At 46.3% G+C, this 26787-nt stretch carries 26 protein-coding genes and 1 other RNA gene; 19 read left to right on the forward strand and 8 right to left on the reverse strand.

Going from position 1 to position 26787, the window contains the following annotated elements; translation table 11 throughout:
• Positions 1–9: 9 nt before the first annotated feature.
• Together BN3282_RS06395 and yaaA are read right to left on the reverse strand one after the other, a co-directional pair.
• Positions 10–1674, reverse strand: coding sequence for a propanediol/glycerol family dehydratase large subunit (locus tag BN3282_RS06395; RefSeq protein WP_059067586.1), 1665 nt, complete (start codon positions 1672–1674; stop codon positions 10–12).
• A gap of 224 nt (positions 1675–1898) precedes the next feature.
• Positions 1899–2675, reverse strand: a complete 777-nt coding sequence (yaaA, locus tag BN3282_RS06400) for a peroxide stress protein YaaA (protein WP_059067588.1) — start codon at positions 2673–2675, stop codon at positions 1899–1901.
• A gap of 197 nt (positions 2676–2872) precedes the next feature.
• On the opposite strand from yaaA, the gene BN3282_RS06405 reads away from it, so the two are divergent.
• Both BN3282_RS06405 and BN3282_RS06410 read left to right on the forward strand, forming a co-directional pair.
• Entirely contained in the window at positions 2873–3727 is an 855-nt protein-coding gene (locus BN3282_RS06405) for a CPBP family intramembrane glutamic endopeptidase (RefSeq protein ID WP_059067589.1), read from the forward strand.
• The gene (locus BN3282_RS06410) at positions 3724–4314 is read left to right on the forward strand and encodes a Maf family protein (RefSeq protein WP_059067591.1); all 591 of its coding nucleotides are present in this window, start codon (positions 3724–3726) and stop codon (positions 4312–4314) included. Before BN3282_RS06405 ends, BN3282_RS06410 begins: the two co-directional genes overlap by 4 nt.
• A 40-nt stretch (positions 4315–4354) precedes the next feature.
• Here the strand turns inward: BN3282_RS06410 and BN3282_RS06415 are convergent, their stop codons facing one another.
• Positions 4355–4915, reverse strand: coding sequence for a M48 family metallopeptidase (locus BN3282_RS06415; RefSeq protein WP_059067593.1), 561 nt, complete (start codon positions 4913–4915; stop codon positions 4355–4357).
• A 68-nt stretch (positions 4916–4983) separates the two neighbouring features.
• On the opposite strand from BN3282_RS06415, the gene BN3282_RS06420 reads away from it, so the two are divergent.
• The 5 genes from BN3282_RS06420 (at position 4984) to BN3282_RS06440 (ending at position 10883) form a co-directional block, all read left to right on the forward strand.
• On the forward strand, positions 4984–5676 hold the full coding sequence (locus tag BN3282_RS06420) for a response regulator transcription factor (RefSeq protein WP_059067595.1): 693 nt from the start codon (positions 4984–4986) through the stop codon (positions 5674–5676).
• Entirely contained in the window at positions 5673–6599 is a 927-nt protein-coding gene (locus BN3282_RS06425; protein WP_059067597.1) for a sensor histidine kinase, read from the forward strand. Before BN3282_RS06420 ends, BN3282_RS06425 begins: the two co-directional genes overlap by 4 nt.
• 93 nt (positions 6600–6692) lie before the next feature.
• A complete protein-coding gene (locus BN3282_RS06430; protein ID WP_059067600.1) occupies positions 6693–7373 on the forward strand; it encodes an ABC transporter ATP-binding protein in 681 nt (226 codons plus the stop codon).
• Positions 7370–9823, forward strand: coding sequence for an ABC transporter permease (locus BN3282_RS06435; RefSeq protein WP_059067602.1), 2454 nt, complete (start codon positions 7370–7372; stop codon positions 9821–9823). Before BN3282_RS06430 ends, BN3282_RS06435 begins: the two co-directional genes overlap by 4 nt.
• Positions 9824–10052: 229 nt before the next feature.
• Positions 10053–10883, forward strand: coding sequence for a DUF2238 domain-containing protein (locus BN3282_RS06440; protein ID WP_205408556.1), 831 nt, complete (start codon positions 10053–10055; stop codon positions 10881–10883).
• 9 nt (positions 10884–10892) lie between these two features.
• On the opposite strand, the gene BN3282_RS15645 is transcribed toward BN3282_RS06440, so the two are convergent.
• Complete coding sequence (locus BN3282_RS15645) at positions 10893–11537, reverse strand: TMEM164 family acyltransferase (protein WP_059067606.1); 645 nt, start codon at positions 11535–11537, stop codon at positions 10893–10895.
• 169 nt (positions 11538–11706) lie between these two features.
• Here BN3282_RS15645 and BN3282_RS06450 point away from each other — a divergent pair, with 169 nt between their 5' ends.
• The 7 genes from BN3282_RS06450 to BN3282_RS06480 all read left to right on the forward strand — a co-directional run bounded on the left by BN3282_RS06450 (position 11707) and on the right by BN3282_RS06480 (position 17192).
• Complete coding sequence (locus tag BN3282_RS06450; RefSeq protein WP_059067608.1) at positions 11707–12264, forward strand: TetR/AcrR family transcriptional regulator; 558 nt, start codon at positions 11707–11709, stop codon at positions 12262–12264.
• Positions 12265–12332: 68 nt separating this feature from the next.
• Entirely contained in the window at positions 12333–12785 is a 453-nt protein-coding gene (locus BN3282_RS06455; protein WP_059067609.1) for a hypothetical protein, read from the forward strand.
• A 3-nt stretch (positions 12786–12788) separates the two neighbouring features.
• On the forward strand, positions 12789–13454 hold the full coding sequence (locus BN3282_RS06460) for a hypothetical protein (protein WP_059067611.1): 666 nt from the start codon (positions 12789–12791) through the stop codon (positions 13452–13454).
• A gap of 26 nt (positions 13455–13480) precedes the next feature.
• Positions 13481–13894 carry a DUF2871 domain-containing protein gene (locus BN3282_RS06465; RefSeq protein ID WP_059067612.1) on the forward strand — a complete coding sequence of 138 codons (414 nt, stop codon included), beginning with the start codon at positions 13481–13483 and terminating at the stop codon, positions 13892–13894.
• Positions 13895–14126: 232 nt separating this feature from the next.
• Complete coding sequence (locus BN3282_RS06470) at positions 14127–15749, forward strand: bifunctional diguanylate cyclase/phosphodiesterase (protein ID WP_059067614.1); 1623 nt, start codon at positions 14127–14129, stop codon at positions 15747–15749.
• Between the two features lie 25 nt (positions 15750–15774).
• Positions 15775–16404: a 4'-phosphopantetheinyl transferase family protein gene (locus BN3282_RS06475; RefSeq protein WP_059067616.1), complete on the forward strand. Its 630-nt coding sequence runs from the start codon at positions 15775–15777 to the stop codon at positions 16402–16404.
• The gene (locus tag BN3282_RS06480) at positions 16404–17192 is read left to right on the forward strand and encodes a M15 family metallopeptidase (RefSeq protein WP_059067618.1); all 789 of its coding nucleotides are present in this window, start codon (positions 16404–16406) and stop codon (positions 17190–17192) included. Before BN3282_RS06475 ends, BN3282_RS06480 begins: the two co-directional genes overlap by 1 nt.
• Before the next feature lie 35 nt (positions 17193–17227).
• Here BN3282_RS06480 and BN3282_RS06485 read toward each other — a convergent pair whose 3' ends face one another.
• Complete coding sequence (locus tag BN3282_RS06485; protein ID WP_059067620.1) at positions 17228–18952, reverse strand: vWA domain-containing protein; 1725 nt, start codon at positions 18950–18952, stop codon at positions 17228–17230.
• Positions 18953–18954: 2 nt separating this feature from the next.
• Positions 18955–19890, reverse strand: coding sequence for a MoxR family ATPase (locus BN3282_RS06490; RefSeq protein WP_330382166.1), 936 nt, complete (start codon positions 19888–19890; stop codon positions 18955–18957).
• A gap of 173 nt (positions 19891–20063) precedes the next feature.
• Between BN3282_RS06490 and BN3282_RS06495 the strand changes: the two genes are divergently transcribed.
• Positions 20064–20918 (forward strand): hypothetical protein, encoded by an 855-nt coding sequence (locus BN3282_RS06495; RefSeq protein WP_059067622.1) that lies wholly within the window; start codon positions 20064–20066, stop codon positions 20916–20918.
• 23 nt (positions 20919–20941) lie between these two features.
• On the forward strand, positions 20942–22354 hold the full coding sequence (locus BN3282_RS06500) for a deoxyguanosinetriphosphate triphosphohydrolase (protein WP_059067624.1): 1413 nt from the start codon (positions 20942–20944) through the stop codon (positions 22352–22354).
• On the opposite strand, the gene BN3282_RS06505 is transcribed toward BN3282_RS06500, so the two are convergent.
• Positions 22347–23384 (reverse strand): DUF6128 domain-containing protein, encoded by a 1038-nt coding sequence (locus BN3282_RS06505; RefSeq protein WP_059067626.1) that lies wholly within the window; start codon positions 23382–23384, stop codon positions 22347–22349. The two genes, BN3282_RS06500 and BN3282_RS06505, sit on opposite strands and share 8 nt — an antisense overlap.
• Positions 23385–23484: 100 nt before the next feature.
• Between BN3282_RS06505 and tadA the strand changes: the two genes are divergently transcribed.
• Positions 23485–23982, forward strand: coding sequence for a tRNA adenosine(34) deaminase TadA (gene tadA / locus BN3282_RS06510; RefSeq protein ID WP_059067627.1), 498 nt, complete (start codon positions 23485–23487; stop codon positions 23980–23982).
• 25 nt (positions 23983–24007) lie between these two features.
• On the opposite strand, the gene ffs is transcribed toward tadA, so the two are convergent.
• An RNA gene (ffs, locus tag BN3282_RS14635) (signal recognition particle sRNA large type) lies at positions 24008–24269 on the reverse strand.
• Positions 24270–24315: 46 nt separating this feature from the next.
• Here ffs and BN3282_RS06515 point away from each other — a divergent pair.
• Entirely contained in the window at positions 24316–26031 is a 1716-nt protein-coding gene (locus BN3282_RS06515) for a B12-binding domain-containing radical SAM protein (RefSeq protein WP_059067629.1), read from the forward strand.
• Positions 26032–26046: 15 nt separating this feature from the next.
• Positions 26047–26673 carry an endonuclease III gene (gene nth, locus BN3282_RS06520; RefSeq protein WP_059067630.1) on the forward strand — a complete coding sequence of 209 codons (627 nt, stop codon included), beginning with the start codon at positions 26047–26049 and terminating at the stop codon, positions 26671–26673.
• The last annotated feature ends 114 nt before the right edge of the window (positions 26674–26787 follow it).

The following is a 26787-nucleotide window of genomic DNA, read 5'->3' on the forward strand; positions in this document are numbered from 1 at the left end:
CCTGTCCTCCTATATATCTTTCGGATTGATGATGTGAGGGATCTTCTTGATCTCCTCCCAGCGTTTTCCTTCGACACGATATCCTGTGCCCGGTCCCATGTAGTCGTTCGGCGTATTGACGCCAGAGAGCACATGGAACTGCTCGTCCAGTATAGCGGCTGTCTGCATATAATCTCCTGCTACACGCTGTTTGAGCATGTTGAGTACGCTGGAGGCAATATCTTCAAATCCGGTTTCTGCCAGAGCACGTACCACATCGATACCGGTAAGTCCTCTTTTTAATACGTCTTCTGCCGCCATCAGATCAGCGGTGACATCTCGGGCAGGCGTATCCTTGCTTCCGTGGGCATAGGTGACGGCCTCGACCTGTTCGTTTGTGACAGGAGAGAGCCCCAGGTTCTGGAAAACTGCCTGTACTGCCTTGGCGGCTCGGTTCCTGACATGGATGACTTCTTTCTCCGTGACGGGACGGAGACCTCCGTCTACCTGCATATCTCTTTGCAGTACATTGTAATCATCAAAATCTTCCGCGTCAAAATTGGAACCGGCGAACATATTATCGTAATTGGGTTCTGCGGCATAACCGGAGAAGATAAAGTCTGTTCCCGGTAAAAACTGCAGCATGGTACGCGCGGTCCTGCGCATATCTGAATTAGAAAAACTTTGGTCATTGGAAGAAGCACATTCCAGTCCGAGCAGCGCTGCCACAAGATTTTCCGCAAGTACCTCCCGGATACCGGAAGGAACAGAGCCTGTGACACCGATACAGCTTACGCTTCCGTTCTGGATCCCCTGGCTTCCGGCGCCTTTCGTAGCGTAAAGACACCGACATTCCAGATACAGCATGGATTTCTTCTCACTGCTTCCCATCAATACTTCAGAGCCGGAGCCGGAAGTAAAACGTACCTTCAATCCCCTGGAAGCGTAGGCAGAATTTAAAAATGCCTTGGAATACGGCGTGTCATCTCCGTCAATAAAGACTTTCTCCGTACCATATACAGAGAGTGTCTCTGCATAGGTTGTCAGTCCGCGGATCCCTAATTCCAGTTCCGTCGCTTCTTCTGCGGAACACTGCGTCAGCACGCCGGGACGTCCTGCCTGAGAGCCGATCAACAGAGCGATAGAACTCAGAGGCGCGTACCGTGCAACACCCATGGTCGTCTCTTCCTCGGCAAAGCCTCTAAGAGCGCCTTCTGCGGCGTCTGCGGCTATCTGTACCGGATCGTCCTTCAGATTGGTGATGTGCGCCTGGTTCCCCGGTGTTTTTCTTGCCCGTATTTTCTGCATTCCCATCATCAGTTCCACGACATTTAGATGGTTCATCACCTCTGCCATTTTCGCGGGCGTGATGCCGGAGATTAAATCCAAGATTTCTTTTCGTGAAACATGAATATCTACGATCATCCTGGCAATAGCAAGAGAAGAGACAGACATGGAAGTCTCGGCACGGTCTAGGTCGATCGCATAATCAGCGATAAACTGGTCAATAAAGTCAAAATCTGCCCGTTTCTTTCCATCCAGTTCGGTGATCTTTCCATTTTCTACCTTGACAGACGGCTTTGGATCATAGGGACTTTTCATAGCGACAAAGCCCATTTCCGGCCATTCGTTGATGTAGCCGTCCAGATTTACCGGACGTTTGTCCAATGCTTCGATTCGTTTCGAACGCTTCATTTGGCATGTTCTCCTTATAAACGATATTTATATTGGTATTATACAATAACCACAAGGGAATAGCAATATAAAGTTTGAAGAAACTGGTATAAAACCACATAATAAAGAAATAAAAACCACAAAAAACCACAGAGAAATGTAAAGCCGAAAAATGGACGGATTTTGCCGATTTTCGGAAAACAATGAAAATTAAAATTGATGCCGATAGGCTGCGTACCACTTTTTCATAGTGTGTCAGTCCCCTTATGTGCGCTTTCTTTTATAAATACCAATTCATTTGTATCGGATAGTTCAGGATGATAACGATAAGAAAGGGAGGAAAAAGCGGTAAGTTCTGCGGCTGTTTTTATCTGTTTTTCCGCCATCCAGCGCACCATTTCTCCGCGCGCCATTTTCGCCTGTGTGGCTTTAACTTTTACTTTGCCGTTCAGCAGTTCTCCGAAAATACAGGTCACGCAGCGGATATGCGCCGGCAGATAGGGAAGGACTGCCTTGCTGTATTCAGCGGAAGCTAGGTTGATAAGCTCGTCAGTGTCTTCCCCTGTCAGTTCCTCACAAAGCAGATCTCCCCAGAAATCATAGAGCCCCTGAAAGGTGTCTGTTTTTAGCTTTGCCTGCATTTCCAGACGATATGGAATGACGCCGTCTGTGGGGCGCAAGATTCCATAGAAGCCGGAGAGGATCCGCAGATGTTGGTTTACATATTCCCACTGCGTATCGGAAAAAATAGAAGGAGAAAGATACTGGTATTGAATGCCTTCGTAGGCGAGCAGAGCAGGCGTCGTCTGCTGAGATAAATGGTAGGTATGGAGGCGCTGGAAGTTTGCCTGGGCAAGCTTGTCGCTGCACTGCCAGAGCGCCTGCAGTTCCGTAATGGATTGCTTCTTTAAAAATTCCAGTAAGTGCTTGGTCTTGCTGAGAAATACAGGTTCTGTCAATCCACAGGGATATTCCTCACAGATCCGCATTTTTTTTGCCGGGGATACAATGATTTTCAACATAAAAAATCCTTTCTTTTGTGGTAAGACTTAGAAGAAAAATTTAGAAATATTTCCTCTCTTTTTTATCATAGAAGAAAAGAAAGAGAACGTAAAGACACAGATTGACAAAAGTAGGAAAGATACATAAGATAAACCTATACCTTGTCGGGCGAAGCCCGCCCGCCTGTAAGGCACGACCTGCAAAGGAGGACAAAGATATGAAAAAAAAGAGGAACTATCTGTATGCGGCCTTGGTGTTTATCGCCTTGATGGGGCTGATGAACGGACTGGGGATTTTCTGGTCGGTGGCTGCGATGCTGGAAGGAGCGCTCATCGGGGGAGAGCAGGGAACAGAGGCGGTCTATCTGTTCCTTGAGGAGCATATGAATTTTTATTCTATTATGATATATCTGCCCGTTCTGCTTTTGTTTTCTATATGGTTTTATTTTGCCATTATATATAGAGAAGGGGTGGGTACGTATTGGAAGGAGAATACAAAGAGGCTGTCGGGAGCATGTTTTGGCTGGACGATTCTCTTAACCGTGGCGATGCAGCATGCGACCTCTCTGGTTTTTGTGTTTTTTCAGCTTGTCAGTCCGGAGACGCTGCAGGAATACAATTCCATGGTCGAAGGCGCAGGGATAACGCAATATTCGTTTTTGTGGGCAGTAAGTACGCTGCTCCTGCCGCCGTTGACAGAGGAGATCATATTCCGAGGTCTGATCATGCGGTATCTGCGGCGGGCGGGAGCATGTTTTGTGCTCGCGAATCTGCTGCAGGCTGTTTTGTTTGGTATTTTCCACCAGAATCTGATACAGGGCGTTTATGCGGCGCTGTTAGGGTTCCTGTTGGGATATCTTGCATGGCGATATGACAGTCTGCTTGTTCCGATTTTTATGCATTTTTTGTATAATCTGTTTGGAACCGTGGTGGTAGATCTAGAAAATGCCTTTTTGCCGGAGTGGACGACCGGGATCCTGATGATCTTAAGCGTGCCTTTATTGGCAGTAACTGTGATCATGATACATTTTGGGATCGGTGAGAGGAAGAAAAGAAGGGAGAAGAGCAGATGAAACGAGTGATCCTTGCTTCTGCGTCGCCCAGGCGCAGAGAATTACTTACCCAGATAGGGATCGATTTTGACGTGATGGTCAGCGAGCAGGAAGAAGTCAGCCATGGTACAGAGCCGGAAGAAATCGTTCAGGAGCTGGCGCTTTTAAAGGCGGAGTATGTGGCGGAGAAACTGACCGAAGAAGAACGGGAGGGCAAAGTCATCCTCGGAGCGGATACGATCGTAGTACAGGATGGGAAGATCTTGGGGAAGCCGAGAGGAGAAGCGGAGGCTTTTTCTATGCTGCAGGGGCTCCAGGGAAGAGAACATGCGGTCTATACAGGTACAGCAGCTTTGTATTTTACAAGAGGAAAAAGAGAGTGTGTAAAGAAAGCGGTCAGGACAAAGGTGTATGTACATGCCATGACGGAAAAAGAGATACGGGCGTATATCGCGTCTGGAGAACCTATGGACAAGGCGGGTGCTTACGGGATTCAGGGCAAGTTTGCCGCTTTCATAGAACGAATCGAGGGGGACTACTATAATGTGGTCGGGCTGCCGGTCTTTTCTGTATATCAGACTCTGAAAAAATGGCATATAACAGAGTAGGGCGGCAGGGCAGACAGAGCAGTAGAAATGTAGAAGGAGATCAGACGGCATCCCACAGAGAGGCTCCCTTGTCACGCAGCCACTTGCGGCTTGCCTGATAGTCCGGGAGTACCTGGGCTACGATCTGATAGAATGCCTTGGAATGGTTCATCTCTATCCGGTGGGCGAGTTCATGCACGACGACATAGTCAAGTACTTCTTCTGGAGCAAAGATCAGGCGCCAGTTGAAATTCAGATTTCCGGCGCTGCTGCAGCTTCCCCAGCGGGTCTTTTGTTCCCGGATGGAGATACGGTGATACGTAACCTGCATTAAGTTTGCGTAATAAGCAGTCTTTACAGTGAAAATATCGCGCGCCGTCTGAATATACCGTGCCCGTTCCTCCTGGGAAAGCGGAGGATGAGAGGCTGTATCGGCGGCGTGTTTTTGTATCTGCGACAGATGCTTTAAGATCCAGCTTTCCTTTTCGAAAAGAAACGTATCGATCAGAGAGCGAGGACAGCGGCGGGGAGCACGCACGCATACTTTTCCGGCAGGAGTGATCTGGATCGCCGTGGTCTTTCTGTCGCTGTATATGATCTCATAGTCAAATGGATGTTTCATACGCTCACCTCCTACAGGAGCCAGTGTAGCAAGAACAGTAGAAAAGTGCAAGAATAAGGAGCAAAAATATGGAACCAGAAAGAATCTTACTGATCGAGGATGATGAAATACTGGCGCAGGGAGTCAAATTAAACCTTTCTCTCGCCGGTTTTGCCGCAGAGACGGCAAATACTCTGAAAGAAGGAGAGAAACGGCTGCTGGAAGAAGAATGGGATCTGCTTCTTTTGGATGTCAATCTGCCGGATGGAGACGGTTTTTCTTTTGCGGGAAGGATCCGAAAGCAGCAGGATATACCGATCATCTTTCTGACGGCAAAGGATATGGATACGGACATGATGACGGGATTTGAAAACGGGGCGGACGATTATGTGACAAAACCATTCCATGTGCAGATCCTGATACAGCGGATACGCGCGGTCCTGAACCGATATACTGCCGGAAAAAGGCAGGAGAGCAGAAAGAAAGCGGGGAATTTGGAGGTGGATCTTAAGGCATATAAAGTATGGAAAAAGGGAGAAGAATTGATTCTGACGCCGACAGAATTCAAGCTCTTGAGAAAATTTCTGGAGAATCCGGACATCGTCCTTACCCGCGGCGTTCTGTTAGAAGAATTGTGGGACAAGGAAGGAAATTTTGTGGATGAACATACGCTGACGATTTTTGTCAGCAGGCTCCGGTCAAAGATCGCAGATGAAGAATACCAGTATATCCAGACGATCTATGGAACCGGATATCAGTGGTCAGAAAGGAGAAGAAGATGAGCTGTATTTGGATCACAGCAGGAAGCGCAGTCCTGCTGTTTTTGCTTGTGGGAGCAGTGTGGCTGCATATGCGGCGCAAGTATATCCGCTTTACGGAAGAAGTCTGCGAAAGCATAGAGCAGATACTGAAAGGGAGCGCGGGAGAAGCCTTTGATACGGAGTCGGATGAACTGCTGTCCAAGATACAGATGCAGCTGCTGCGTCTACAGGAGATCACGGAATTCCATGCAAGGGAGAGCGAGCGGCAGAAGCAGGAAGTGCAGGGGATCGTATCGGATATTTCTCATCAGCTCAAGACGCCGATCGCAAATATCGTGATGTACTGCGATACAGCGGTCAATCCGAAATTACCGCCGGAAGAACGGGACACCTGCCTGAAGGTTTTGAAACATCAAGTGGGAAAGCTGGAATTTCTTGTGCAGTCGCTGATACAGATGTCCAGGATGGAACAGAATATGATCTGTCTGCATACAGATACCGTATCGCTTACACAGCTTCTGGAAGACGCTAAAGAAAGCATTGCGGTGCGGGCAGAGAAAAAGCAGATAAAGGTAGAAATCAGCGGTACCGGGGAAAAGAGTCTGCGCTGTGATGAAAAATGGACGTTGGAAGCGCTCTTTAATGTGCTGGACAATGCGGTGAAATACTCGGCTCCGGGCAGTACGATCCGTATCCAGTCTGATCCTATGGAAATATATACGAGGATCCAAATACAAGATGAGGGTATGGGGATCGCACCGGAACATATAAACGACGTGTGCAAACGCTTCTACCGGGAAGAGCAGGCGGCACGCACAGAAGGGCTGGGGATCGGTCTGTATCTGACAAGAGAGATCGTAGAAAAAGAAAACGGCTATTTGAAAATACAGTCAAAAAGAGGCATTGGAACGAGTGTTTCCGTGTACCTTTTGAATGTTGACTGAGAATTTTTAGATGTATTTTTTCTTTTTGAGAGGTTTTTGAAACATTTGCCTGCTATCCTTTTATACAAGCAAAAGTAAAGGAGAGACGGGAAAATGTGTATACTTGTTACAGAAAATCTGAAAAAATATTATGGGACGTCGCCTAATGTCGTGCGGGCCCTGGACGGCGTATCACTGGAAGTAGAGGAAGGGGAATTTGTCGCCGTCGTCGGTACAAGCGGCAGCGGCAAGTCAACGCTGCTCAATATGATGGGAGGCTTAGACGTACCGACTGCCGGAGAAGTCATAATAGCGGGGAAGAAACTTTCCGGCATGGATGAGGAGAAGCTGACCATATTTAGAAGACGCCGTATCGGGTTTGTCTTCCAGAATTATAATCTGGTCCCGATCTTAAATGTGTATGAGAATATCATCCTTCCGGTATCCTTAGATGGAGGAAAGCCAGATGAACTGTATCTGAAGAAGATCATCAGTCTGTTAGGGCTGCAGGAGAAACTGACAGAGCTGCCGGGAAAACTCTCAGGGGGACAGCAGCAGAGAGTGGCGATTGCGCGGGCCCTGGCATCTAAACCGGCGATCGTGTTGGCAGATGAGCCTACTGGCAATCTGGATTCTAAGACCAGCCAGGATGTGATCGGGCTGATCAAAGCATCCAGCCGCCAGTTTCACCAGACAGTCGTGATGATCACGCACAATGAAGAGATCGCGCAGACGGCTGACCGGATCATCCGTATCGAGGATGGAAAAATCACGGAAAGCAGGTGGACACAATGAGACGAGATAAAGGCATATCCTCCAATAATAACCGGGGGACGGTGCGCTCTCTCGCCGTGCGCAGTGTAAAGAGCAGCAAGATGAAAGACGTTTTCGTCATTTTGACGATCGCGCTGTCGGTCAGTCTTTTGATGGTTATGGCGCTGTTTTATGTAGGACTGAACACAGAGACGCAACGAATTGTTGCCAACATGCAGCATGCAGTGTACTATGAGCTGGACGAAGAACGGCTTATGCAGATGGCAGAAGACGATCGGAGCAGCTATGTGCTGGCAATGAAAGAAGGACAGTCGGTGGAGATCGGCGGGCATATGGTACGGCCGGCGGCATATGGGGCGGATCCTTTGAAAAGCGAAGGCGCAGAAATAGATACTGTGACACCGTCAGTGGGAAAAATACCAGAAAAAGCAGATGAAGTCATGCTTTCAGACGCCTACTGCAAGCTGGCAGATATCCAGGCAGAACCGGGGAAAGAGGTTTCTTTTACATGGTTGGACGGCACAACAGAGACATATACGATCTCCGGTATTTATCATACAGCGGAACATCAGCCACTGTATACAGTGCTGTTTTCCGAACGGTATGCCAGAGAAGGCAGTCAGTTAAAGGACGTCCCCTGGGAAGGGATCGTCTGTTTTGCGAAAGCGGAGGAGATGACGCAGCCGGAGTTTGAAGAACTGGTCTATAGTTTTGGGGATGATTGTGGTGTGGACAGGAAAGACATGAATATCAACAACTATTTCCTAAATGCACTTCCGGGCGGAGACATGGCTTTCCAGGAGACGATGTTGGTGATCTGCGTCGGTATCGGCATACTCTTTGTGAGCGTACTTGTCATCTACAGTGTATTTTATCTTTCTGTCGTAGGGCGGATACGCCAGTTTGGACAGCTTCGGACGATCGGCATGACAAAGAAGCAGATACGCAGGATGGTACGTATTGAAGGGCTGCTTTTAAGCGCTGTTGGAATCCCGACAGGTCTGCTTGTCGGAGGCACGGTCAGTTATTTTATCCGTCCGGGCGGCTGGGATATGGTGCATACGTTGGTCGTTGCAGGGATCGTAACACTGGCGGATATCGCGGCCGTATTGGTTTCCGTGCAGAAACCTGCGAAAAAGGCGGCCTCTATTTCTCCGGTGGAAGCGGCAAAATATTCCGGATATGAAGGAGAACATAAAAAAGAGAAAAGGACACAGCGGCAGACAAAAAAACCAGTCAGAAAGATCACTCCGGAAAGTCTTGCTGTTATGAATAATGCCAGAAATAAGAAAAAGACAGTGCTTACCACACTTTCTCTGGGAATCGGCGGAGTATTGTATATGCTGGCGGCATTTTACGTAACGTCTACTAATTTGGAGGGATATGCTAGACAAGGGGAATATAAATATGGAGAATTCCTGATAGGGTATTCGTATAATGTGGCGGAAACCACAGAATATGGAGAGATGCAGCTGCAAAAGGAGCATCCTTTGGATGAAACGATCATGCAGAAAATAGAGGGAATAGACGGTGTGGAGAAAGTTCATACGGTACAGTCAATGGAAATATCCTGGGAAGCACACGGAGATGAGGAAAGCCGGGACGACACCGCAAGACCTCTGGATAAAGAACGGACAGAAAAATTAAAAGAGCAAAGACATATAGGGGAGTTCTCTTATGAAGAAATGGTTCAGGAGGACGGAGTTTTATTTACCCGGGGCGGCGCCTGGGAGGAGGCATACGGCTGGGAATTCCAGGTCGGGGATCCGGTGAAGCTGCGCTGGTATGATGGGGCGAAGGAACAGGAGAAGACATTTACCGTCATGGGGATCATAGACGCTAATGATTTTGATAAAGAACTGGGAGATACATTCACCACATTTCTGATCCCGGAACAGACATTGGCTGCTATGGCAAACGGAATCCATTTGACGGATAAGCTGGTAGTCCAGACCGATACAGAAAAAGAGGCGCAGGTCGGGAAGGAACTAAAAAGCCTGATCGGGCAATATCCTCATTTATCATTGGGAACGTTGGAAGAACAGCGGCAGATGGCAAAATCCCAGTTTACAATCCTATTCTCGGTGATGTTAGGACTAAGTATCTTTATCATCGGTTTTGCGCTGATCAATCTTTTGAATACACTGATCACGAATATACTGACGAGAAGCCATGAATTCGCAATGCTCCAGTCTGTCGGAATGACGAAAAGGCAGCTTTGCAAAATGCTGCGTATAGAAGGATTCATACTGGCGGCAGGCAACCTTGTCATATCTCTTATATTCGGTACTGCGGCAGGATATGCAATGATACAGATCCTTCGGTATTTTGGGGCGGATTATATGCATTTTGTCTTCCCTGTTTGGTATTTTCTGGGATATGCGGCATTTATACTGCTGGTTCCGATCCTGGTGACAGAATACATGGTCAGAAAATTTCAAAAACAACCGTTGGTAGAGAGATTAAGATAACAAGGATATGGAGAGGGGCAGCAGATTTTACTGTCTGCCGGTAATGGAAAAGGATCGGTTTGTGTCTTTGTGTGACTTTTGAAAGGGAGTGTGATAGAATAAAAAGAAAAACGGAGAAGTATGTTGTCGGATGAAGAATAAAAAGGAAAAAAACATTAGAGGAGAAAAACAGAATAGAGAAGAAAGACAGGCAGGAGGACGTCTGAGAAACTTGCAGAAAGCCTTGGGTATGGAACTGAGGGAGCACAAAAGTTCTTTTATCGTCTACTTTGTGCTCCGGTTCCTTGTGATCGTCATGATGGTTTTACAGATTTTAAATCACAACTATGAAAATGTATTTCTGTGTGCTTTGACATTACTTTTGCTGGTCATACCGAGTTTTGTCCAAGTGACTTTTAAGATAGAGCTGCCTACGACTTTAGAGATCATTATCCTTATTTTTATATTTGCCGCGGAGATATTAGGGGAGATCAGCGAATTTTATCTGATGTTTCCGTTCTGGGATACGGTGCTGCATACGCTCAATGGCTTTCTTGCGGCAGCAATCGGATTTTCCCTGGTGGACTTGTTAAACCGCAATGAACGAACTTCTTTTACCTTATCTCCGGTCTTCATGGCGATTGTAGCTTTTTGTTTTTCTATGACGATTGGCGTGGTGTGGGAATTTTTTGAATTTGGCATGGATCAGATCATGGGATATGACATGCAGAAAGATACGGTGATCCATGTAATCCGTTCTGTAACGCTGGATCCGGCAGGACGGAACGTGCCCGCAGTGATCGATCACATTTCCAGTACAGCTGTAAATGGAACGGAACTGGGACTTGGCGGATATCTGGATATCGGACTGATCGATACGATGTATGATCTGATCGTCAATTTCATCGGAGCGGCTGTCTTCTCTGTGCTTGGATTTTTCTACGTAAAGAACAGGGGGAAGGGGAAAGTCGCACGTCGGTTTATACCTCGCAGAAAGAAAAGTGACCGAGATTTTTTAAAGATCGTATCGGAAAACGTAGGGCGGGAAGAGGAAGAACAGATAGAAGAGCAGAAGGAGTGATCGGATATCCTACTGCTTTTGGACGTACCTCCATAGAAGAAATAGAAGAGAAGCGCCACATATCGTTGCGGAAATATAAAGCAGGATAGCGATGGGATTAGAGAGAGTATTTGCAATATCACGGAACACGATCTGCTGCATGGGATAATCCGGATTGATGTAGAACATATTGATAGTGCCTAAGGAATCAAAGGACAGATTGATACATTCTGCAAGAAAGCAGCAGGAAAGATATACAAGCACGTTCAGTCTGAAAGCGGAGAGAGAAAAGTGGAATCGTATGTGTTTCGATAGAGTACAGCCTGCATATATGCCGGACAAGATGAGGAGAAAATGCCAGATATACGAGTGGACAGTGAGCAGAGGCAGGGTATACTTCAGCCCGCTCGTATCGGCAAAGGCGGCTATTCCGCCCAATAGACCGAAGGTAGAGAGAAAAAGCAGAAATATTTCCTGCGTTTTTGGACCGACAAAGGGAAGCAGGAGCATAAGATACATAGGGATACTGCAAAGCTGGAAAGGAAAATACCACCAGTAATAATTTCCGCCGTTTACGGCGAAAGTAAGCAGCAGTTGTTTTAAGAATTCGCTTATGAATAGACAGATTCCGCAGAAAAAGAAATTGCGGAGTCTGTTTTTGTGTACAAGTGCCATGTAGAACCTCCTAGGAATATATATGCAGATGAGATGTCAGATTTCATTTTTATTATAGAACAAAAATGAAAAAAATACAGGGGTGAGAAAGTAGGAAGCAATTCGCCAACTACTTGACGAAAAGAAATGAAACTGCTATACTGAACGATGTTCATATTGAGGTGATAGAATGAATACAGTAGTGACATCAAAAGAGGAAATTTTGAAAACCAGCCGAGAGCTGATCCGACAGAAGGGGTGGTCTGCGGTCAATATTCGTTCCGTTGCGGCCGCTTGTGGTGTGTCTGTGGGATCTATCTATAATTATTTTGATTCCAAAGCGGCGCTGGTGGGAGCTGCGGTAGAAAGCATTTGGTGTGAGATTTTTCACCGCCCGGAGGAAGAAGTTGTGTTCCGAGATACACAGGCCTGTATTACTTGGATGTATGAGCGGATGGAATACGGTCACAAACAGTATCCGGGGTTCTTTACCCTTCATTCTCTGGGGTTCATGCAGGAGGATAAAGCAGATGGAAAACGCCGGATGCAGCAAACTTGGAAGCATATTTTAGAGGGCCTGTGCTTTGTCTTAAAAAGTGATGCCAAAGTCCGTTTAGATGCTTTTACGGATAGCTTTACAGCTGAGAAATTTTCGGATGTTCTCTTTTCTCTGATGTTATCCGCACTGCTGCGGCAGGATTACGATCCGGGCGCTGTGCTGGAGATCATCCGCAGAACGCTTTACTAAAATTTCCGCTGCGCCGCGGGGATTTTTTATCCCTTAAACTGAACGATGTTCAAAAAAGGAGGCGAACTATGAAAGTAAAACGTAATACGCTGCTGCTTCTCGCTTGTCTTGTGTGGAGCGCGGCGGGATTCAATATACTCCGCATCGGATTGATCGCATATCCGCCGTATCTGTCTGTGCTGAATTTTTTATTGTCTATCTTAGTCTTCGGAGTGTTTCAGAAATATATTTTTGGGAAATTGGTAAAAAAGCATACTGCCAGAATCAATGCTTATTTGGAAGAACGACATTTTTTTCTCAAATTTTTTGATAAAAAAGCTTTTGCCATTATGGCTGTGATGATGACCGGCGGTATTGGGCTGCGTGTAAGTGGGATAGCGCCGGAGAGGTTTATCGCAGTGTTTTATACTGGCCTGGGCGCTTCGCTTCTGCTGGCAGGGGTATTGTTTGGCAGGAACTTCTGCAGAGCAGTATTTAATGTGGCTGCCATGCAAAATAAAAATGTATATAAAGGAGAATAAAGTATGCAGGCAATTGTAGAAACACTGTTCGATACAGTCTATCTGATCTCTGTGATCACGATCGGTATCCTGATGATTAAGGAAAGCAAAGGAGAACGTCAATTCCGTTTGTTTGGCTGGATGGCTGTGGTGCTGGGAGCGGGAGATTCCTTTCATTTGATTCCGCGGGCTGTCGCATTGTGTACTGCCGGGCTGGAGAATTACACGGTGCCTCTTGGCCTGGGCAAATGGATAACCTCGATCACTATGACCGTTTTTTATGTGCTGCTGTACTACGTCTGGCGGTATCGATACCAGGTCAAGGGAAAGAGAGGCTTGACTGTTGCTGTATATGTTTTGGCCGGTGTGAGGATCGCTTTATGCATGATGCCGCAGAACCAATGGCTCAATGCCGAAGCACCGCTTTCCTGGGGAATCTGCCGCAACATTCCTTTTGCGCTGCTGGGGCTTCTGGTAATCGTTCTGTTCTATCGCAGCGCAAAAGAGCGTGGAGACCAAGCATTTCGCTGGATGTGGCTGACGATCGTGCTGAGTTTTGGTTTTTATATCCCGGTGGTGTTGTGGGCGGATGCTATCCCCATGATCGGGATGTTGATGATTCCTAAGACCTGCGCCTATGTGTGGACGGTTCTTATCGGATACTTTGCTATGAAAAAGGAAGGTAGATAAAAAATATTACAGGAGGAGAAATCACTATGAAAAAATATATGAATACGGCTTTGTTGTATGCAATCTTCGCTATGGCAGGCGGTGTGTTTTATCGCGAGTTCACCAAATTTAATGGTTTTACAGGCAGAACTACACTGGGTGTGGTACATACGCATTATTTTCTGCTGGGGATGGTATTTTTCTTGCTGTTGCTTCTGTTGGAAAAGAATTTTTCCTTTACAGGGGCAAAGACAGGACGGATACTGGCGGTCTATCATATTGGTCTGAATCTGACTGCTGTGATGTTTGTGGTGCGAGGTGTGACACAGGTGCGAAAGCTTGCGCTGTCTTCCGGCATGGATGCGGCGATTTCCGGTACTGCCGGGATCGGGCATATCCTGTTGGGAGTTAGTTTAGTACTGCTTCTGCTGCAGATCAAGCGAGTCGTTTTAAAAGAATAAAATATACTTTCTGGATAAAGGGTGGGCAGAATACGGAAAAACCACTAGGAGAAGGGAATGTTCAATGCTGGGGCATGAGTATTCCCTTCTTTAAATGTTACAGGATATAGGTATGTATACTTGCATTTTGACAGGGATTATACTACAATAATTTTATTCGATCGGCTGGAAGGGCATTTTGCGCCCTTTTATCCGTAAAATAGTTTGAATTTTGAAAAAAGAGGTATCCCATATGGGCGAGAAAGAGAGACAACGATCTCTTGTAGAGATCATGAATGATGTATTAAGTACAGTTAGGGATTATTATGATGCAGAGTATGTGTATTATATAGAAAAAGAATATGACGACGTAGAGATGATTTATGAATGGTGCGCGGAGAATGTACCGTGGCAGAGAGATAAGATCAAAATGATGGGGGCAGAGCAGCAGCCCAAATGGATGAAACAGGAAATCACAGATACGACAGAAGATAATTACAGTATCTTCGAGCAGATCAGAGAAGATACGACGGCGATCCTGGCTGTCATCGGTGTACACAAAGGCGGCTGTGAATTATCCTTGATGCGGGCGGTACTTCCCTTTATCACGCAGGCGATCGTTTTGCAAAAGCAGCAAAAACAGCAGGAGTATTTAAGTTACCATGATGATCTGACAGGACTGCTGAACAGAAATAGCTTTGTGCAATATCTGACAGAAGCGGAAGAGAAAAAGTGGAAGACTCTCGGGGCTTTATCTGTAGATATTAATGGACTGAAGAACTTTAATAAGGAGTTTGGCCGTGACTATGGAGATGAAGTCGTGATCCGTGTGGGAGAGGTTCTGGAAGAGTTCTTCAAAAGCGGTATGGTATTTCGACTCACGGGAGATGAGTATCTGGCGATCGCAGAGGACGCGTCCTATGAAGATTTTATGAAGAATGTGCATGCGGCGCATGACAAACTGGATAATATAAGCCTTGGACTGGTCACTATGGGATATGCATGGGAGAAAATAGACATCAATGTGGATAATCTGGTAGCCCATGCGGAAAATATGATGCGGGAAGAAAAGCAGAAGTATTATAGGAACCTGAAAAAGGGACATCAAGAGCCGATCATCAAACAAGACCTTCTGCAGGATATCGAACAGGGCAGCTTTATAGTATGTCTGGTACCTAAGATGGATGTCGCGACAGAGGAGATCGTGGGAGCCGAGGCGGTTGTACGCTACCACCACAAAGATCTGGGTATTTTAAATCCAGAGAGATATATCACGCTTCTGCAGGAAACACGTTTGTCGCATTACCTGGATCTCTATGTGTTTGAAGAAGTATGTAAAACACTGCGCAGATGGGAAAGAGAAGACATCCCCATGCTTCCTATATCGGTGAATTTCGCGGGGGCAACATTGTGCCAGGTGGATATTGCGGATCGGATGATGGCTTTGATCGAAAAGTATCATGTGTCCTGTGAATATCTGGAAGTGGAAGTTTCGGAATCGTACGCAAATATGAATCAGGAAATGCTCACAGAGACAAGTAATAAGATACGAAAAGAAAACGTACGGGTGATTCTGGATCATTTTGGTGCGAAGGATTCCAGCCTTTCTATACTGTCTGTTATGGAATTTGACGGACTGAAGCTGGATAAAGGAATTGTATCGAATATTGTAAGTAGCGGCCGCAGCAGGATCGTGGCAAAGGCTGTGATCGATATATGCAGACAGCTTGGCGCCTATGTTTTGGCATCCGGGGTAGAGACGCAGGATCAGCTGAATGTATTAAACGAATTAGGATGCCATTATGCACAAGGAAGTCTTTTTAATAAGCCGATCACAATAGACACGTTTGAAGTGCGCTACTTAAAAGACAGATGAGCAAGAGGGAAAAAGGAAAAATGATATGGTAAGAGCCTGGGCTGCAGATATTCGTTCTCTGCTGGAAGAAGAACGCTACAGAAAGTATTATGAGGAACTTCCGGCTTTTAGACAGGAAAAGGCTGACAGGATGAAAAGAAAATTAAACAAAGCCCAGAGCGTGGGCGTATGGGCTTTGTGGGAGAAGATAAAGACAGAATACGGGCTCTCACAAAACAGTGCCTTTAATTTTTCTCATTCTGGTTTCTGGGTGATGTGTGCCGCAGAAATGGAAGGGAATGCAAATGTGCAGGTTGGCTGTGATATCGAACAGATAAGAAAAGCAGATCTGCAAATGGCAAGCCGGTTTTTTTGCCCTTCTGAGTATAAACGGATCTTAGAAGCTGTCTGTGAAAAAGAGGAGGACACTGTATTCTGCCGATATTGGGTGTTGAAAGAAAGTTTTATGAAAGCGACCGGAAGAGGTATGGGACTTGCGCTTAACGCATTTGAGATTGTTTTGGACGATCCGCCCAGACTGGTCAAAAAGCCGGAGGCGTTTCATAAGCCATACTATTATCGGGAATATGAGACAGAGGGGGAAGCCTATAGAATGGCTGTTTGTTCCACGCAGGAAGAGATAGATTCTAAAATACATATGGAGTTTAGACTGTGATGAAAAAAATGAGTAAAAAAATAAAAAGAATTTTAATTATGGGACTGGCAGCAGGTGTTTTATTCGGGATTCTGCTCACGATCGCCGCGGCAAAACATGTCGTGGATTCCCATGAAGAGAAACTGACTGCACAGAATCAAAAGCTGGAAACAGAGAATAAGGAATTAAAAAGCAAACTGCAGAAAGAAACGGCGGTTGAAGCAAGCGCAGAGATTCTTGCCGGAGATAAAGAAGGCTGGGCTTTGGCACTTGTGAATGACAGCCATCCTTTGGCAACGGATTATGTACCGGAATTGACGGAGATCGACACAGAACGGTCTGTAGATAAGAGGATTGCGGAAGATCTGGAAAAGATGATGCAGGATGCGCAGGACGAAGGACTGAGTATGTATGTGGCATCGGCCTATCGTTCTTATGAGCAGCAAAGGGAAGTATTTAACACTACGATGCAGGACTGGATCGTGCAGGGGTATGGTCCGATGGACGCATATGACGAGACGAAGAAGTCGGTTGCGGTGCCGGGAACGAGTGAGCATGCGACAGGATTAGCAGTGGATATCATTGCGTCTGACTATGAAGAATTAGATGAAGCGCAGGGAGATACTCCGGAGCAGAAATGGCTCATGGAACACTGTGCGGAATATGGTTTTATACTCCGCTATCCACCGGAAAAGGCAGATGTGACAGGGATCATTTATGAACCATGGCACTACCGGTATGTAGGAAAAGAAGCGGCCAAAGAGATCACAGAGAAGGGGCTGACTCTGGAAGAATATCTGGAGCAGTAGCCGCTTTGCGTAAAGGAGATATACAAATAAATAGTTTAAGAGGATAGAAGAGAACGGACGATCATGTTTCCGACAGAGTCGGCAAAATGACTGATATCTCGGATCTTGACAAAGTCCCTGCCGAAGATTTCTTTTGCGGCAGGGATATCTTTTTCTATACCCATAAATACGCCGAGTACCTGGATCCCCTGTTTCCTTAAGGCACGGATTTCTTTTGCGGTATCCTGTATACCGATCTGGTCTGTGTACTCTTTGTTGCGGTAAAAAGGACCTTCTTTTGCTGCGTGGTCATCACAGGGACTTGCATCCGAGAGCATGATCAATAGTCTGCGTTCGCAGGGAGAGGACTTCATCAGATGAGCGGCGCCTCTAAGGGCAAGTCCGTCACGATTGTTTCCGGCGGCAGTGTAGGAAAAGATTTCCTGGTTTTGGTCCTTTTCTTCATAAGTACGATACAGGCGCATGACGGTGCAGCCTCTGATGCTGCAATAGGCATAGATCTGTACCGGGATGTGCAGGCGGGTGAGACTCTCCGCAAGAATATATGCCTGCGCGGCGATACTTTCCTGGCAGCTTTTTCTGGAGGAAGAGGCATCCAGAAGCAGATCGATGGAAAAATCAGCACAAATCGTTTCTTCTTGTTTGATAAAGATACGGTCGTCATGCAGATGAAGAGTACGCCATATCTGTGAAGGATCCAGAAGACCGGAGCGGGAACGGCTCATATCTTCCGGGGAAAGGGAATGCAGCACGGAAGAAAGCCTTTCGGTCAGGCGCAGGATACTGCTGCGGTGAAGCGGCAGAGAACGTTTATAATAGGCTATATTTTGCTCTTTCTGCCGGAGAGTCTCCTGGCGGAATGTCTGCACTTCTTTTTGTACCCTGGCAGGACATTCTGCGATAGGAGGAAGAACACCCCGGGTAAAATACAGATGCAGTCCGGTGTGGTTTCCTGTGCATAGTACTTGTTCTAATTTTAAGAGCATGTGTTCGGAATGTATGCTTTCGCCGAAACAGGCTCTTATATATTGTCCAGAAAGTTCTGTATTTTCCGGGTGGGTAAATTGCAGCAGAATACCGAATCGGCGTGTGAGAGAGCCGACAGGACCGGGAGAGGTCTTTTTTTCTGCGGAAGTCTGGATCCGTACAAAACCGGAATGGACTCTGCCAAGGGAATAAAAGGCGGGAAGCACTTTCTGGAGAAAATACACCCCTGTTTTTTGCGGGGCGGAATGAGGGATATACTGAAAATAGATCCGATAGATTTCTTTTGTTTTTTTTATGATCTCCAGAGAAGAAAGAGAGGCGCTGTAGGACAGAGCCTGCAGCAGGTCTTTTTCCCATGCGGGCAGAGAGAGGTCCTGTCCGAGTATTTCGCAGCAGCGTCCCTTTTGAAGAAGCAAAAGGAGGGAGGAAGTGCCTTCTTTTCGCAGTTGTTTTAGATTTAAAGCGGCATACTCTTTTCGAAGTTCTTGCAAAGCGGGCCGTTTTGCTACTTCTTTTTCGTAGACGGCATTTTCCAGTCCAAGCCAGAAGATTCCTTCATAAAGTGCCTTTTTTCCGGAGCCAAGAGAAATAAAAAGACGTTCTATTTCCGCAGGTTCATACCATTTATATACCAGACCGATGATGATGTTCAGATATACGTCCGCTGTTCCTGTTCTGTCAAAAGCGAGATAAAGCGGGTCGAAACCGTAGTCTCCGGCGGCGGACCAGACGATATTTTTTGCCCGTTTTTCTTCCTGTAGATGGTGCTCCATAGTTATACCTCAAATAATATGTTATGGTCCAGATGGCGGGGAAGGCGCGCACGGATGGTATCCCGGATCAAAGTCTGTTCATAGGTGTCAAAAGATTTATTTGTAATCCCCAAGTCAAGAGCTGTGTGCGCTTCTAGTCCCTTTGCCATAAGAGAGAGGGCGTCTAAAAGTCCACGCAGATCTAAAGACTTGGAGGAAATTTCAGCGTTCTCGCATTTTTTCTGCAGATCTAAAAAGAGTGCTGCGAATTGCTCGATATATTTTTGCTTCATGGCGGGAAATTCTCCCCGAAGAAGCTTTTGCAGCTGTTTCTCTGTGATCATTGGCATTTGAATGACAACAAAACGAGAAGTGAGTGCCTCGTTTAGTTCTTTCGTGCCGGCGTAACCGTAATTCATAGTGGCGATAAAACGAGCGGCAGGGTGCAGCGGTATGCGTTCATATCCGGGAACGTCGATGACACGGCGGAAATCGAGAGCAGAATGCAGGACTGCCATTGCTTCATTTCTTGCCATGTTGATTTCATCCAATATGGCGAAACCTCCGTATTTTGCGCAGAGGAAGACCGGACCGGGACGGAAAGTGACTTTTCCATCTGCAAAAGTATCACAGCCGATCAAGGTGGAGGCGTCTGTGTTTACATGGAAAGAAATATCCCATCTGGGACGGGAGAACACGGCGGCTAGATTTTCGGCAAATATATTTTTCCCGGTTGCCTTGTGTCCTGCCAGAAGGATATTCTTCCCACTTAAAATAGCGCAGATTGCTTCTTCCCATACCTCTTTTCCATAATAAAACTGAGAGGGGGAAGGGATACGATCTTCAAATTTGTCCAAAACAGGATACTGTTTTTTGAACTGTTCGACAGCTTCTGTAAGGTTGGGGTTAAGATGTTCTTCTTTTACATACTCTAACACAAAAATTCCTCTTTTCATCATGATGTACACCCCATATTATAAAGAAATACGTCTCTATTTACAACGGCTATGTTGTTGACGAAGAAACTTAGGTTTGATAGAATGGGTAAAGGGAAAACGATAGGTTTATGAAGCAACAATATTGTTGCTTCTAAAGAATAATTGGAGTATAAGGGCACATAAGGAGGAAAGTCATGGAAGACCTGACATTTGGAGAACAAGTCAAAATCATTCTTGGAAGAAAGGGAATGACCATTAAGGAGCTGGCGGAACAGATTGAAGAACAGACTGGAAAGAAAATGTCGAGGCAAAATCTGACGCAGCGCCTGGGGAGAGATAACTTTCAGGAGCAGGATATGAGGATGATCGCAGGGATATTGGGCTGCTCGTTTCAGTTGAGTATCCTGGCGAAAGAGACGGCACAGCATCCGCAGGAAGAAACAGCGAAGAAAGAGACGGCTGTGCAGGACAATACAGAGCCTTTGGCGATCTTGCCGGCAGAGGAAAGTACAGCTGACAGAGAAGAACGTGACATGACGATCGGGGAACTGTATGAGATACATCAAGAATTGGATGAACTGGAGAAAGAGGCAAAAGCAGGAGAGCCGGCGGAGACGCTCAGAGAAGAACTAGAAAATACAGGAAAGAAGGAGAAATTCCCGACAGGGGGGATTTTCTTCCGTAAAAAAGAGAAAGCCAGTTTGGAAAAAGAAAGACAGCATGCAGATCAAAACCATAGAAATGCGGCAGATCGGGAAGAAAAGGTATCTGTCGGAAAGACCTATGAGAAGGCAGAAGACTTCGAACCGGTCCTGCGGCATAATGATGAAGCGGAAGACAGAGAATTAGGAGAAGTCAATCCATATACAGGAAGAGAGTACCAGTCAAACAGTGTGCGCATGCATCCGACGAGGATCGGCTATGTACAGGTATATGATAGAAAGACGCATAAATGGACAGATATGACAGAGTGGGCGTTTTTAGGATATCAGGAGAGGATGAAAGCGCTGCTTGGAAAGTCATATGAACCGCCGATTTATCTGGATTAAAGGGCAGAAAGGACAGAAGGCTCATGGAGTGGGACACATTGCTTTCCACACAGAGAATGCGGGAAGGCAAAAGCAAAAAGAATTTCAAATCGACAGATCTGCGCAGTGAATTTGAGAAAGATTATCACCGTATTATCGGCAGTGCGTCGTTTCGCAGACTTCAGGATAAGACACAGGTATTTCCTCTGGACAAGAGTGACTTTATCAGAACGAGGCTGACCCATTCGCTGGAGGTGGCGTCGCTTGGGAAATCCCTGGGACAAAATATCGGGGAAAATATTTTGAGCTGCCGCAAAGACAGCGGATTTACTGTGCAGATGAAAGAGGATATCTGTCACATATTAGAATGTGCGGGGCTGATACATGATATAGGTAATCCCCCCTTTGGACATTTCGGGGAGACGGCGATCAGAGAGTGGTTTGAGCGCAATCTTCCGCAGCTGTTGTTTCGTGGGGAGCGGGTGGAAGAAAAACTGACGCCCCAGATGAGAGAAGATTTTTATCATTTTGAAGGCAACGCGCAGGCACTCAGGCTGGTGACAAAACTGCATTATCTGGTAGATGAATACGGAATGAACCTGACCTACGCTTTGCTGAACACCATCGTGAAATACCCAATCCCTTCTGATAAAATAAATAGACAAAGCGGCAATATAAAAGATAAAAAAATGGGATATTACTATGCGGACAGAGAGGTGTTTGAGGAAATCTCCAAGGCAACGGGAACGGGAAACCGGCGCCATCCGCTGACGTATATCCTGGAAGCGGCAGACGATCTGGCATATAAAACAGCGGATATAGAAGATGCCTTTGTGAAAGGCTTTGTCTCGTATCACGCACTGGAAAAGGAATTAAGTGTTTTACAAGGACGCGGTGCAGACGGCAGATTTGATGCCGCAGGTAAATTACACGAATTGTATGAGCGGGGAAGAAAAAAGCAGCCCCAGAATCCGGAATCCTATGCGGTGAAAAATTGGATCGTGAGAGTACAGGGGTTTTTGATCAGCTGCGCGACTTATGGCTTTACTTCACATTATGAGGAAATCATGGAAGGGTCGTTTTGCCAGGATCTGTTTTACGGAACTTGGGGAGAAGAATTGATGGAGTTGTTGGGGGATATTGCGTTTCGATATGTATTTTCCTCCAAGGCGATCTACAAGATGGAGGTTTCTGAGGCAGTGATCCTGGATTTCCTTATGGATAAGCTGGTGCATGCCGTTTTATATTACGATACAGAGGAAAAACCGGATTCCATAGACAGCCGTGTGATTTCTTTTATATCAGATAATTATAAAAATGCATACAAGCTGCAGGCAGAAGGAAAGACAGAGGAAGAAAAACTGTATCTCCGCCTGCTGCTTGTGACAGATTATGTCTGCGGTATGACAGACAGCTATGCAAAACGCTTGTATCAGGAGATGAATGGGATCATTTGATATAGCGGCACCAGTGTCCGAAATCGGCTTCGTCGTTTCGTTCCTCATCCTCCAGATCCAGGATCTCTGTATAGGAGCGTGTAAACTGCGGAAAACCAAACAGGCTGGCGGCTCGTGCTTCGTGGGTATCGTAAATACCGGGGACGCCAAGCCAATAGTGACCATCTTCTTCTACTAGAAGGAGGTGGTTATAATTATGATATCCATGCAGTAAAAAGCTATTATTGGCGAGAAACCAGAATTTTTTCGGAAGAAGGCACAATTCGCTGCGCTGGATCTTGCGTGCGGAAACCGTCTTTTTTGTCTCATTTTCGGTCTGTTTGTTTTCTCCAGCCGGTTCTTCCACGGCAAGCTCTTCTGTGGCAGATTCCTCTGCCTGTGAGGGTTCTGTGACAAGTTTTTCCGCGGCGGATCTTTCTTCTGTGGGAGGCTCCTCTGCCTGTGAGGGTTCTGTGACAAGTTTTTCTGCGGCGGATCCTTCTTCCGTGGGAGGCTCCTCTGCCTGTGAGGGTTCTGTGACGGGAGTTTCCGCCTCAGATTCCACCGTGTCAGGTTCCTCTGTCGGTGATTCGATGACAGGAACTTCTGTCTGCGTAGATCCTGTGGGCTTTGCGGCAGGTTCCGCTTTAGTCGGGGGCTCGTCGTAAGGCACGATATTTTTGGGGACGATATGGGAGACGACCCATAATTTCTCCGGCGCTGTCTGCAGCGTTTCGGGTGGCGCTTTCAGAAAGAAGCCGTCTATGTTTTCCAGTGTCCGACCCTGTGGGAAGATGGACTCTGATACGGAAATACGTGCGGACAAAGAATGTTCCATACAAGTCAGTGTGGTGAGTTTTTTAGCAATGCTGCGTTCGCTGTCTTGGTAGAAAACATACAAGTCTACCTTGCCCTGCGCGTGGACTTTAATGCCCCGCGCCTGTATCTGCAGGATACAGGTGTGATAATGCCGGGTAATCTTAAAAAAACCGACATTACGTACTTTGTGAGTATTTTCATATTCATATAAATAACAATTACCGGGATTCATACCATATACCTCTGGTCTTGTCTTTCTTCTAAATCTATTCAGGACCGGAAGGAAAAAGAACCAGGTACAAAAAGAAATTGAAAAGGAACAGGATACAGATATGCAGAAGCAGACGGATGAAATATATATGAAGGAAGCTTTGAAACAGGCGCGCAAGGCATATGCATTGGAAGAGACGCCTATCGGCTGTGTGATCGTGCGGGAGAACAGAATTATCGCCAGAGGGTATAACAGGCGCAATACAGAGAAAAGTCCTCTTGCGCATGCTGAGATCGCGGCTATAAAAAAGGCGAGTAAAAAGACCGGGGACTGGCGGCTGGAGGACTGTACCTTATATGTCACGCTGGAACCATGTCAGATGTGCGCAGGCGCGATTGTACAGGCGCGTATCAAACGAGTTGTCGTGGGCTGTATGAATCCGAAAGCAGGCTGTGCCGGATCGGTTTTAAATCTTTTGCAGATGGAATCGTTCAATCATCAGGCAGAACTGACAACAGGTGTGTTAGGCGAGGAATGCAGTGAAATGATGAAACAGTTTTTTAAAGAATTAAGACAAAAAAAAGCACTGTGCCGTCAGCAGTCCAGAGAAATGGAATGAGAAACACAGTGTACAGATTTTTTTTATGTGCGCCACGCTTCGAACTAGGTTCATAAACGTTACCCCGGCAGTTAACTCAGTCCAGGCACCCTCACGGCACCCGGGAGATTCTGCTTAGTGCTGCTTCGTTCCCGACCTGACACGGTTCGCAGATTCCCGTCGCGTAAGACCCAGGCATCAACATCACTTACCGGGGGCAGCTTTACAAACTTTCGCCCTCTGCGCGGCATCACCCCTGCTATAGCGGATTGCAGGTACAAGGTACCGCTAACACCCCGGCTGCACAGGTTTTAATTTTACCTTGTTTTGTAGAAAAAGTCAATGGAGGAAACTATGAAAGTTTTACTGACAGCAATAAATGCGAAATATATCCATTCTAATCTGGCAGTATACAGCCTGCAAGCGTATGCGGGACAGTATGGATATAAAGCAGAAATAGTAGAGTATACGATCAATCAGCCGTTTCAGGACGTATTGGGAGATCTGTTTGGACAGAAACCGGATGTGATCTGTTTTTCCTGCTATCTGTGGAATATTTCCTATGTAGAGGCCCTGCTTGCAGAGATCCCTAAGATCCTGCCCGGTGTACGCTTATGGCTGGGAGGTCCGGAAGTATCCTTCAACGCGAGGGAACTGCTGGATAGGTATCCGCAGCTGGAAGGGATCATGTGCGGGGAGGGGGAAGAAACTTTCCGGGATCTGCTGGTGTGTTTAGAAAAAGATGATTCTGGGATGGAGAGGATACAGGGGATCGTCTTTCGCAGAAAAGCAGACGGGAAGATCATAGAGACACCGGCACGTCCGGTCATGGATCTGAATCAGGTTCCTTTCGTGTATGAGGATATGAAGGAGTTTGCGAATAAGATCATTTACTATGAATCGAGCCGGGGCTGTCCTTTTTCCTGCAGTTACTGTCTGTCCTCCATCGATAAATGTCTGCGTTTTCGAGATATAGAAAGAGTCAAGCAGGAACTGCAGTTTTTTATAGATAAGAAAGTACCCCAGGTAAAATTTGTAGACCGGACTTTTAATGTAAGACATGACCATGCAGTCGCAATCTGGAAATATCTGCTGGAACACGATAACGGTATTACCAATTTCCACTTTGAGATTGCGGCAGATCTGTTGCGTGAAGAAGAATTAGAATTGATCGGAAAGATGCGTCCGGGACTGATCCAGCTGGAGATCGGCATACAATCTACCAATGAGAAGACACTGGCAGAAATCCTGCGGACGATGCAGTTTTCCTGTGTGGCAAAAGCCGTGCGGCAGGTGCAGGAGAAGAAAAATATACATCAGCACCTGGATCTGATCGCCGGACTCCCCTATGAGGATATGCAAAGCTTCAGAAAATCTTTCTGCGATGTGTATGCGCTGAAACCGGAGCAGCTGCAGTTAGGATTCTTAAAAGTCTTAAAAGGTTCCCGTATGCACGAAAAAGCGGGAGAATATGGGCTTTTGTATCAGGACAGACCGCCTTATGAGGTCCTTTCCACCAGATGGATGTCCTATGGGGAGATCAGACAGCTGAAAAAGATAGAGGAAATGGTGGAGGTCTATTATAACAGCAGGCAGTTTGTCTATACGATGGAACTGCTGGAGAAGGAATATACCGATGCGTTTGCCATGTATGAGGCGCTGGCGGTATATTATGAGAAAGAGAAGCTGGAGATGGTCAATCTCACAAGATTGTCCAGATTTGAGATTTTGTTTGCTTTTATCAGCCAGACAGAGGTGAGAGATAAGGAGAGTTACAGACAGTCCTTGCTGTTAGATCTGTACATGCGGGAAAATGCGAAGCGGCGTCCCTGCTTTGCGCAGGAACTGCAGATCACCAAGGAAGAGACAAGAAAGTTCTATGAAAAAGAGGCGCAGGAATTCCGGTATCTGAAAGGATATGAACAGTATGACAGGATGAAGATACGCAAGATGACGCATTTAGAATGGATCGGAGGAAAGCTGCTTCTGTTTGACTACCAGAATCGGGACAGACTCACACATCAGGCAGCAGTATATGAAGTCACGGATAACATAGAGAAAAAAGTATAAAAGGAAAAGAAAGAGATGAAGAAACGTACAGGGGAAATCCTGAAAATACTGGACGAACAGTTTGGGACAGAGTATATCTGTTATCTGCATTATGAGACGCCGTGGCAGCTTTTGATCGCAACAATGCTAAGTGCACAGTGCACGGATGCGCGGGTGAATATTGTGACGGCAGATTTGTTCCAAAAATACGATACGCTGGAAAAATTTGCGAACGCAGATATAAAAGAATTGGAACAAGATATAAAACCAACAGGATTCTATCATAATAAAGCAAAGAATATCATAGCGTGTACGAAAGCCTTGGTGGAACGTTTCCACGGAGAAGTACCTCGGAGTCTGGAAGATCTGACTTCCCTGGCAGGCGTGGGGCGGAAAACAGCAAATGTCATACGGGGGAATATTTATCATGATGCCAGCGTAGTAGTGGATACACATGTAAAGAGAATCTCTAAGAGACTGGGACTGACTTGCAGTGAAGACCCGGAGAAGATCGAGCAAGATCTGATGAAAGAGCTGCCGGAGGATCACTGGATCTTGTATAACATACAGATCATCACATTCGGCCGATCTGTCTGCACGGCGAGAAGCCCCAAATGCGGACAGTGCCGCTTGCAAAAATACTGTAAAGAGTATAAAATGTAGTGTATTCAGACAGGTTAGGAGAGATAGATGTATGAATTTTTATGATAAGAAGTTCAAGAAGATCGTGTCCATCGGTATACTCGTGATCATTGGGGCGATGGTCTTGACGATGGT

It is taken from the genome of Mediterraneibacter massiliensis (genome assembly GCF_001487105.1).
GTDB classification, from domain to species: Bacteria; Bacillota; Clostridia; order Lachnospirales; family Lachnospiraceae; genus Mediterraneibacter; species Mediterraneibacter massiliensis.

What these genes read in the sequence shown, in the direction of transcription:
- BN3282_RS06395 (WP_059067586.1), bottom strand. Translation starts at nt 1,674, where the DNA reads ATGAAGCGTTCGAAACGAATCGAAGCATTGGACAAACGTCCGGTAAAT.
- yaaA (WP_059067588.1), bottom strand. Translation starts at nt 2,675, where the DNA reads ATGTTGAAAATCATTGTATCCCCGGCAAAAAAAATGCGGATCTGTGAG.
- BN3282_RS06405 (WP_059067589.1), top strand. Translation starts at nt 2,873, where the DNA reads ATGAAAAAAAAGAGGAACTATCTGTATGCGGCCTTGGTGTTTATCGCC.
- BN3282_RS06410 (WP_059067591.1), top strand. Translation starts at nt 3,724, where the DNA reads ATGAAACGAGTGATCCTTGCTTCTGCGTCGCCCAGGCGCAGAGAATTA.
- BN3282_RS06415 (WP_059067593.1), bottom strand. Translation starts at nt 4,915, where the DNA reads ATGAAACATCCATTTGACTATGAGATCATATACAGCGACAGAAAGACC.
- BN3282_RS06420 (WP_059067595.1), top strand. Translation starts at nt 4,984, where the DNA reads ATGGAACCAGAAAGAATCTTACTGATCGAGGATGATGAAATACTGGCG.
- BN3282_RS06425 (WP_059067597.1), top strand. Translation starts at nt 5,673, where the DNA reads ATGAGCTGTATTTGGATCACAGCAGGAAGCGCAGTCCTGCTGTTTTTG.
- BN3282_RS06430 (WP_059067600.1), top strand. Translation starts at nt 6,693, where the DNA reads ATGTGTATACTTGTTACAGAAAATCTGAAAAAATATTATGGGACGTCG.
- BN3282_RS06435 (WP_059067602.1), top strand. Translation starts at nt 7,370, where the DNA reads ATGAGACGAGATAAAGGCATATCCTCCAATAATAACCGGGGGACGGTG.
- BN3282_RS06440 (WP_205408556.1), top strand. Translation starts at nt 10,053, where the DNA reads ATGGAACTGAGGGAGCACAAAAGTTCTTTTATCGTCTACTTTGTGCTC.
- BN3282_RS15645 (WP_059067606.1), bottom strand. Translation starts at nt 11,537, where the DNA reads ATGGCACTTGTACACAAAAACAGACTCCGCAATTTCTTTTTCTGCGGA.
- BN3282_RS06450 (WP_059067608.1), top strand. Translation starts at nt 11,707, where the DNA reads ATGAATACAGTAGTGACATCAAAAGAGGAAATTTTGAAAACCAGCCGA.
- BN3282_RS06455 (WP_059067609.1), top strand. Translation starts at nt 12,333, where the DNA reads ATGAAAGTAAAACGTAATACGCTGCTGCTTCTCGCTTGTCTTGTGTGG.
- BN3282_RS06460 (WP_059067611.1), top strand. Translation starts at nt 12,789, where the DNA reads ATGCAGGCAATTGTAGAAACACTGTTCGATACAGTCTATCTGATCTCT.
- BN3282_RS06465 (WP_059067612.1), top strand. Translation starts at nt 13,481, where the DNA reads ATGAAAAAATATATGAATACGGCTTTGTTGTATGCAATCTTCGCTATG.
- BN3282_RS06470 (WP_059067614.1), top strand. Translation starts at nt 14,127, where the DNA reads ATGGGCGAGAAAGAGAGACAACGATCTCTTGTAGAGATCATGAATGAT.
- BN3282_RS06475 (WP_059067616.1), top strand. Translation starts at nt 15,775, where the DNA reads ATGGTAAGAGCCTGGGCTGCAGATATTCGTTCTCTGCTGGAAGAAGAA.
- BN3282_RS06480 (WP_059067618.1), top strand. Translation starts at nt 16,404, where the DNA reads ATGAAAAAAATGAGTAAAAAAATAAAAAGAATTTTAATTATGGGACTG.
- BN3282_RS06485 (WP_059067620.1), bottom strand. Translation starts at nt 18,952, where the DNA reads ATGGAGCACCATCTACAGGAAGAAAAACGGGCAAAAAATATCGTCTGG.
- BN3282_RS06490 (WP_330382166.1), bottom strand. Translation starts at nt 19,890, where the DNA reads ATGATGAAAAGAGGAATTTTTGTGTTAGAGTATGTAAAAGAAGAACAT.
- BN3282_RS06495 (WP_059067622.1), top strand. Translation starts at nt 20,064, where the DNA reads ATGGAAGACCTGACATTTGGAGAACAAGTCAAAATCATTCTTGGAAGA.
- BN3282_RS06500 (WP_059067624.1), top strand. Translation starts at nt 20,942, where the DNA reads ATGGAGTGGGACACATTGCTTTCCACACAGAGAATGCGGGAAGGCAAA.
- BN3282_RS06505 (WP_059067626.1), bottom strand. Translation starts at nt 23,384, where the DNA reads ATGAATCCCGGTAATTGTTATTTATATGAATATGAAAATACTCACAAA.
- tadA (WP_059067627.1), top strand. Translation starts at nt 23,485, where the DNA reads ATGCAGAAGCAGACGGATGAAATATATATGAAGGAAGCTTTGAAACAG.
- BN3282_RS06515 (WP_059067629.1), top strand. Translation starts at nt 24,316, where the DNA reads ATGAAAGTTTTACTGACAGCAATAAATGCGAAATATATCCATTCTAAT.
- nth (WP_059067630.1), top strand. Translation starts at nt 26,047, where the DNA reads ATGAAGAAACGTACAGGGGAAATCCTGAAAATACTGGACGAACAGTTT.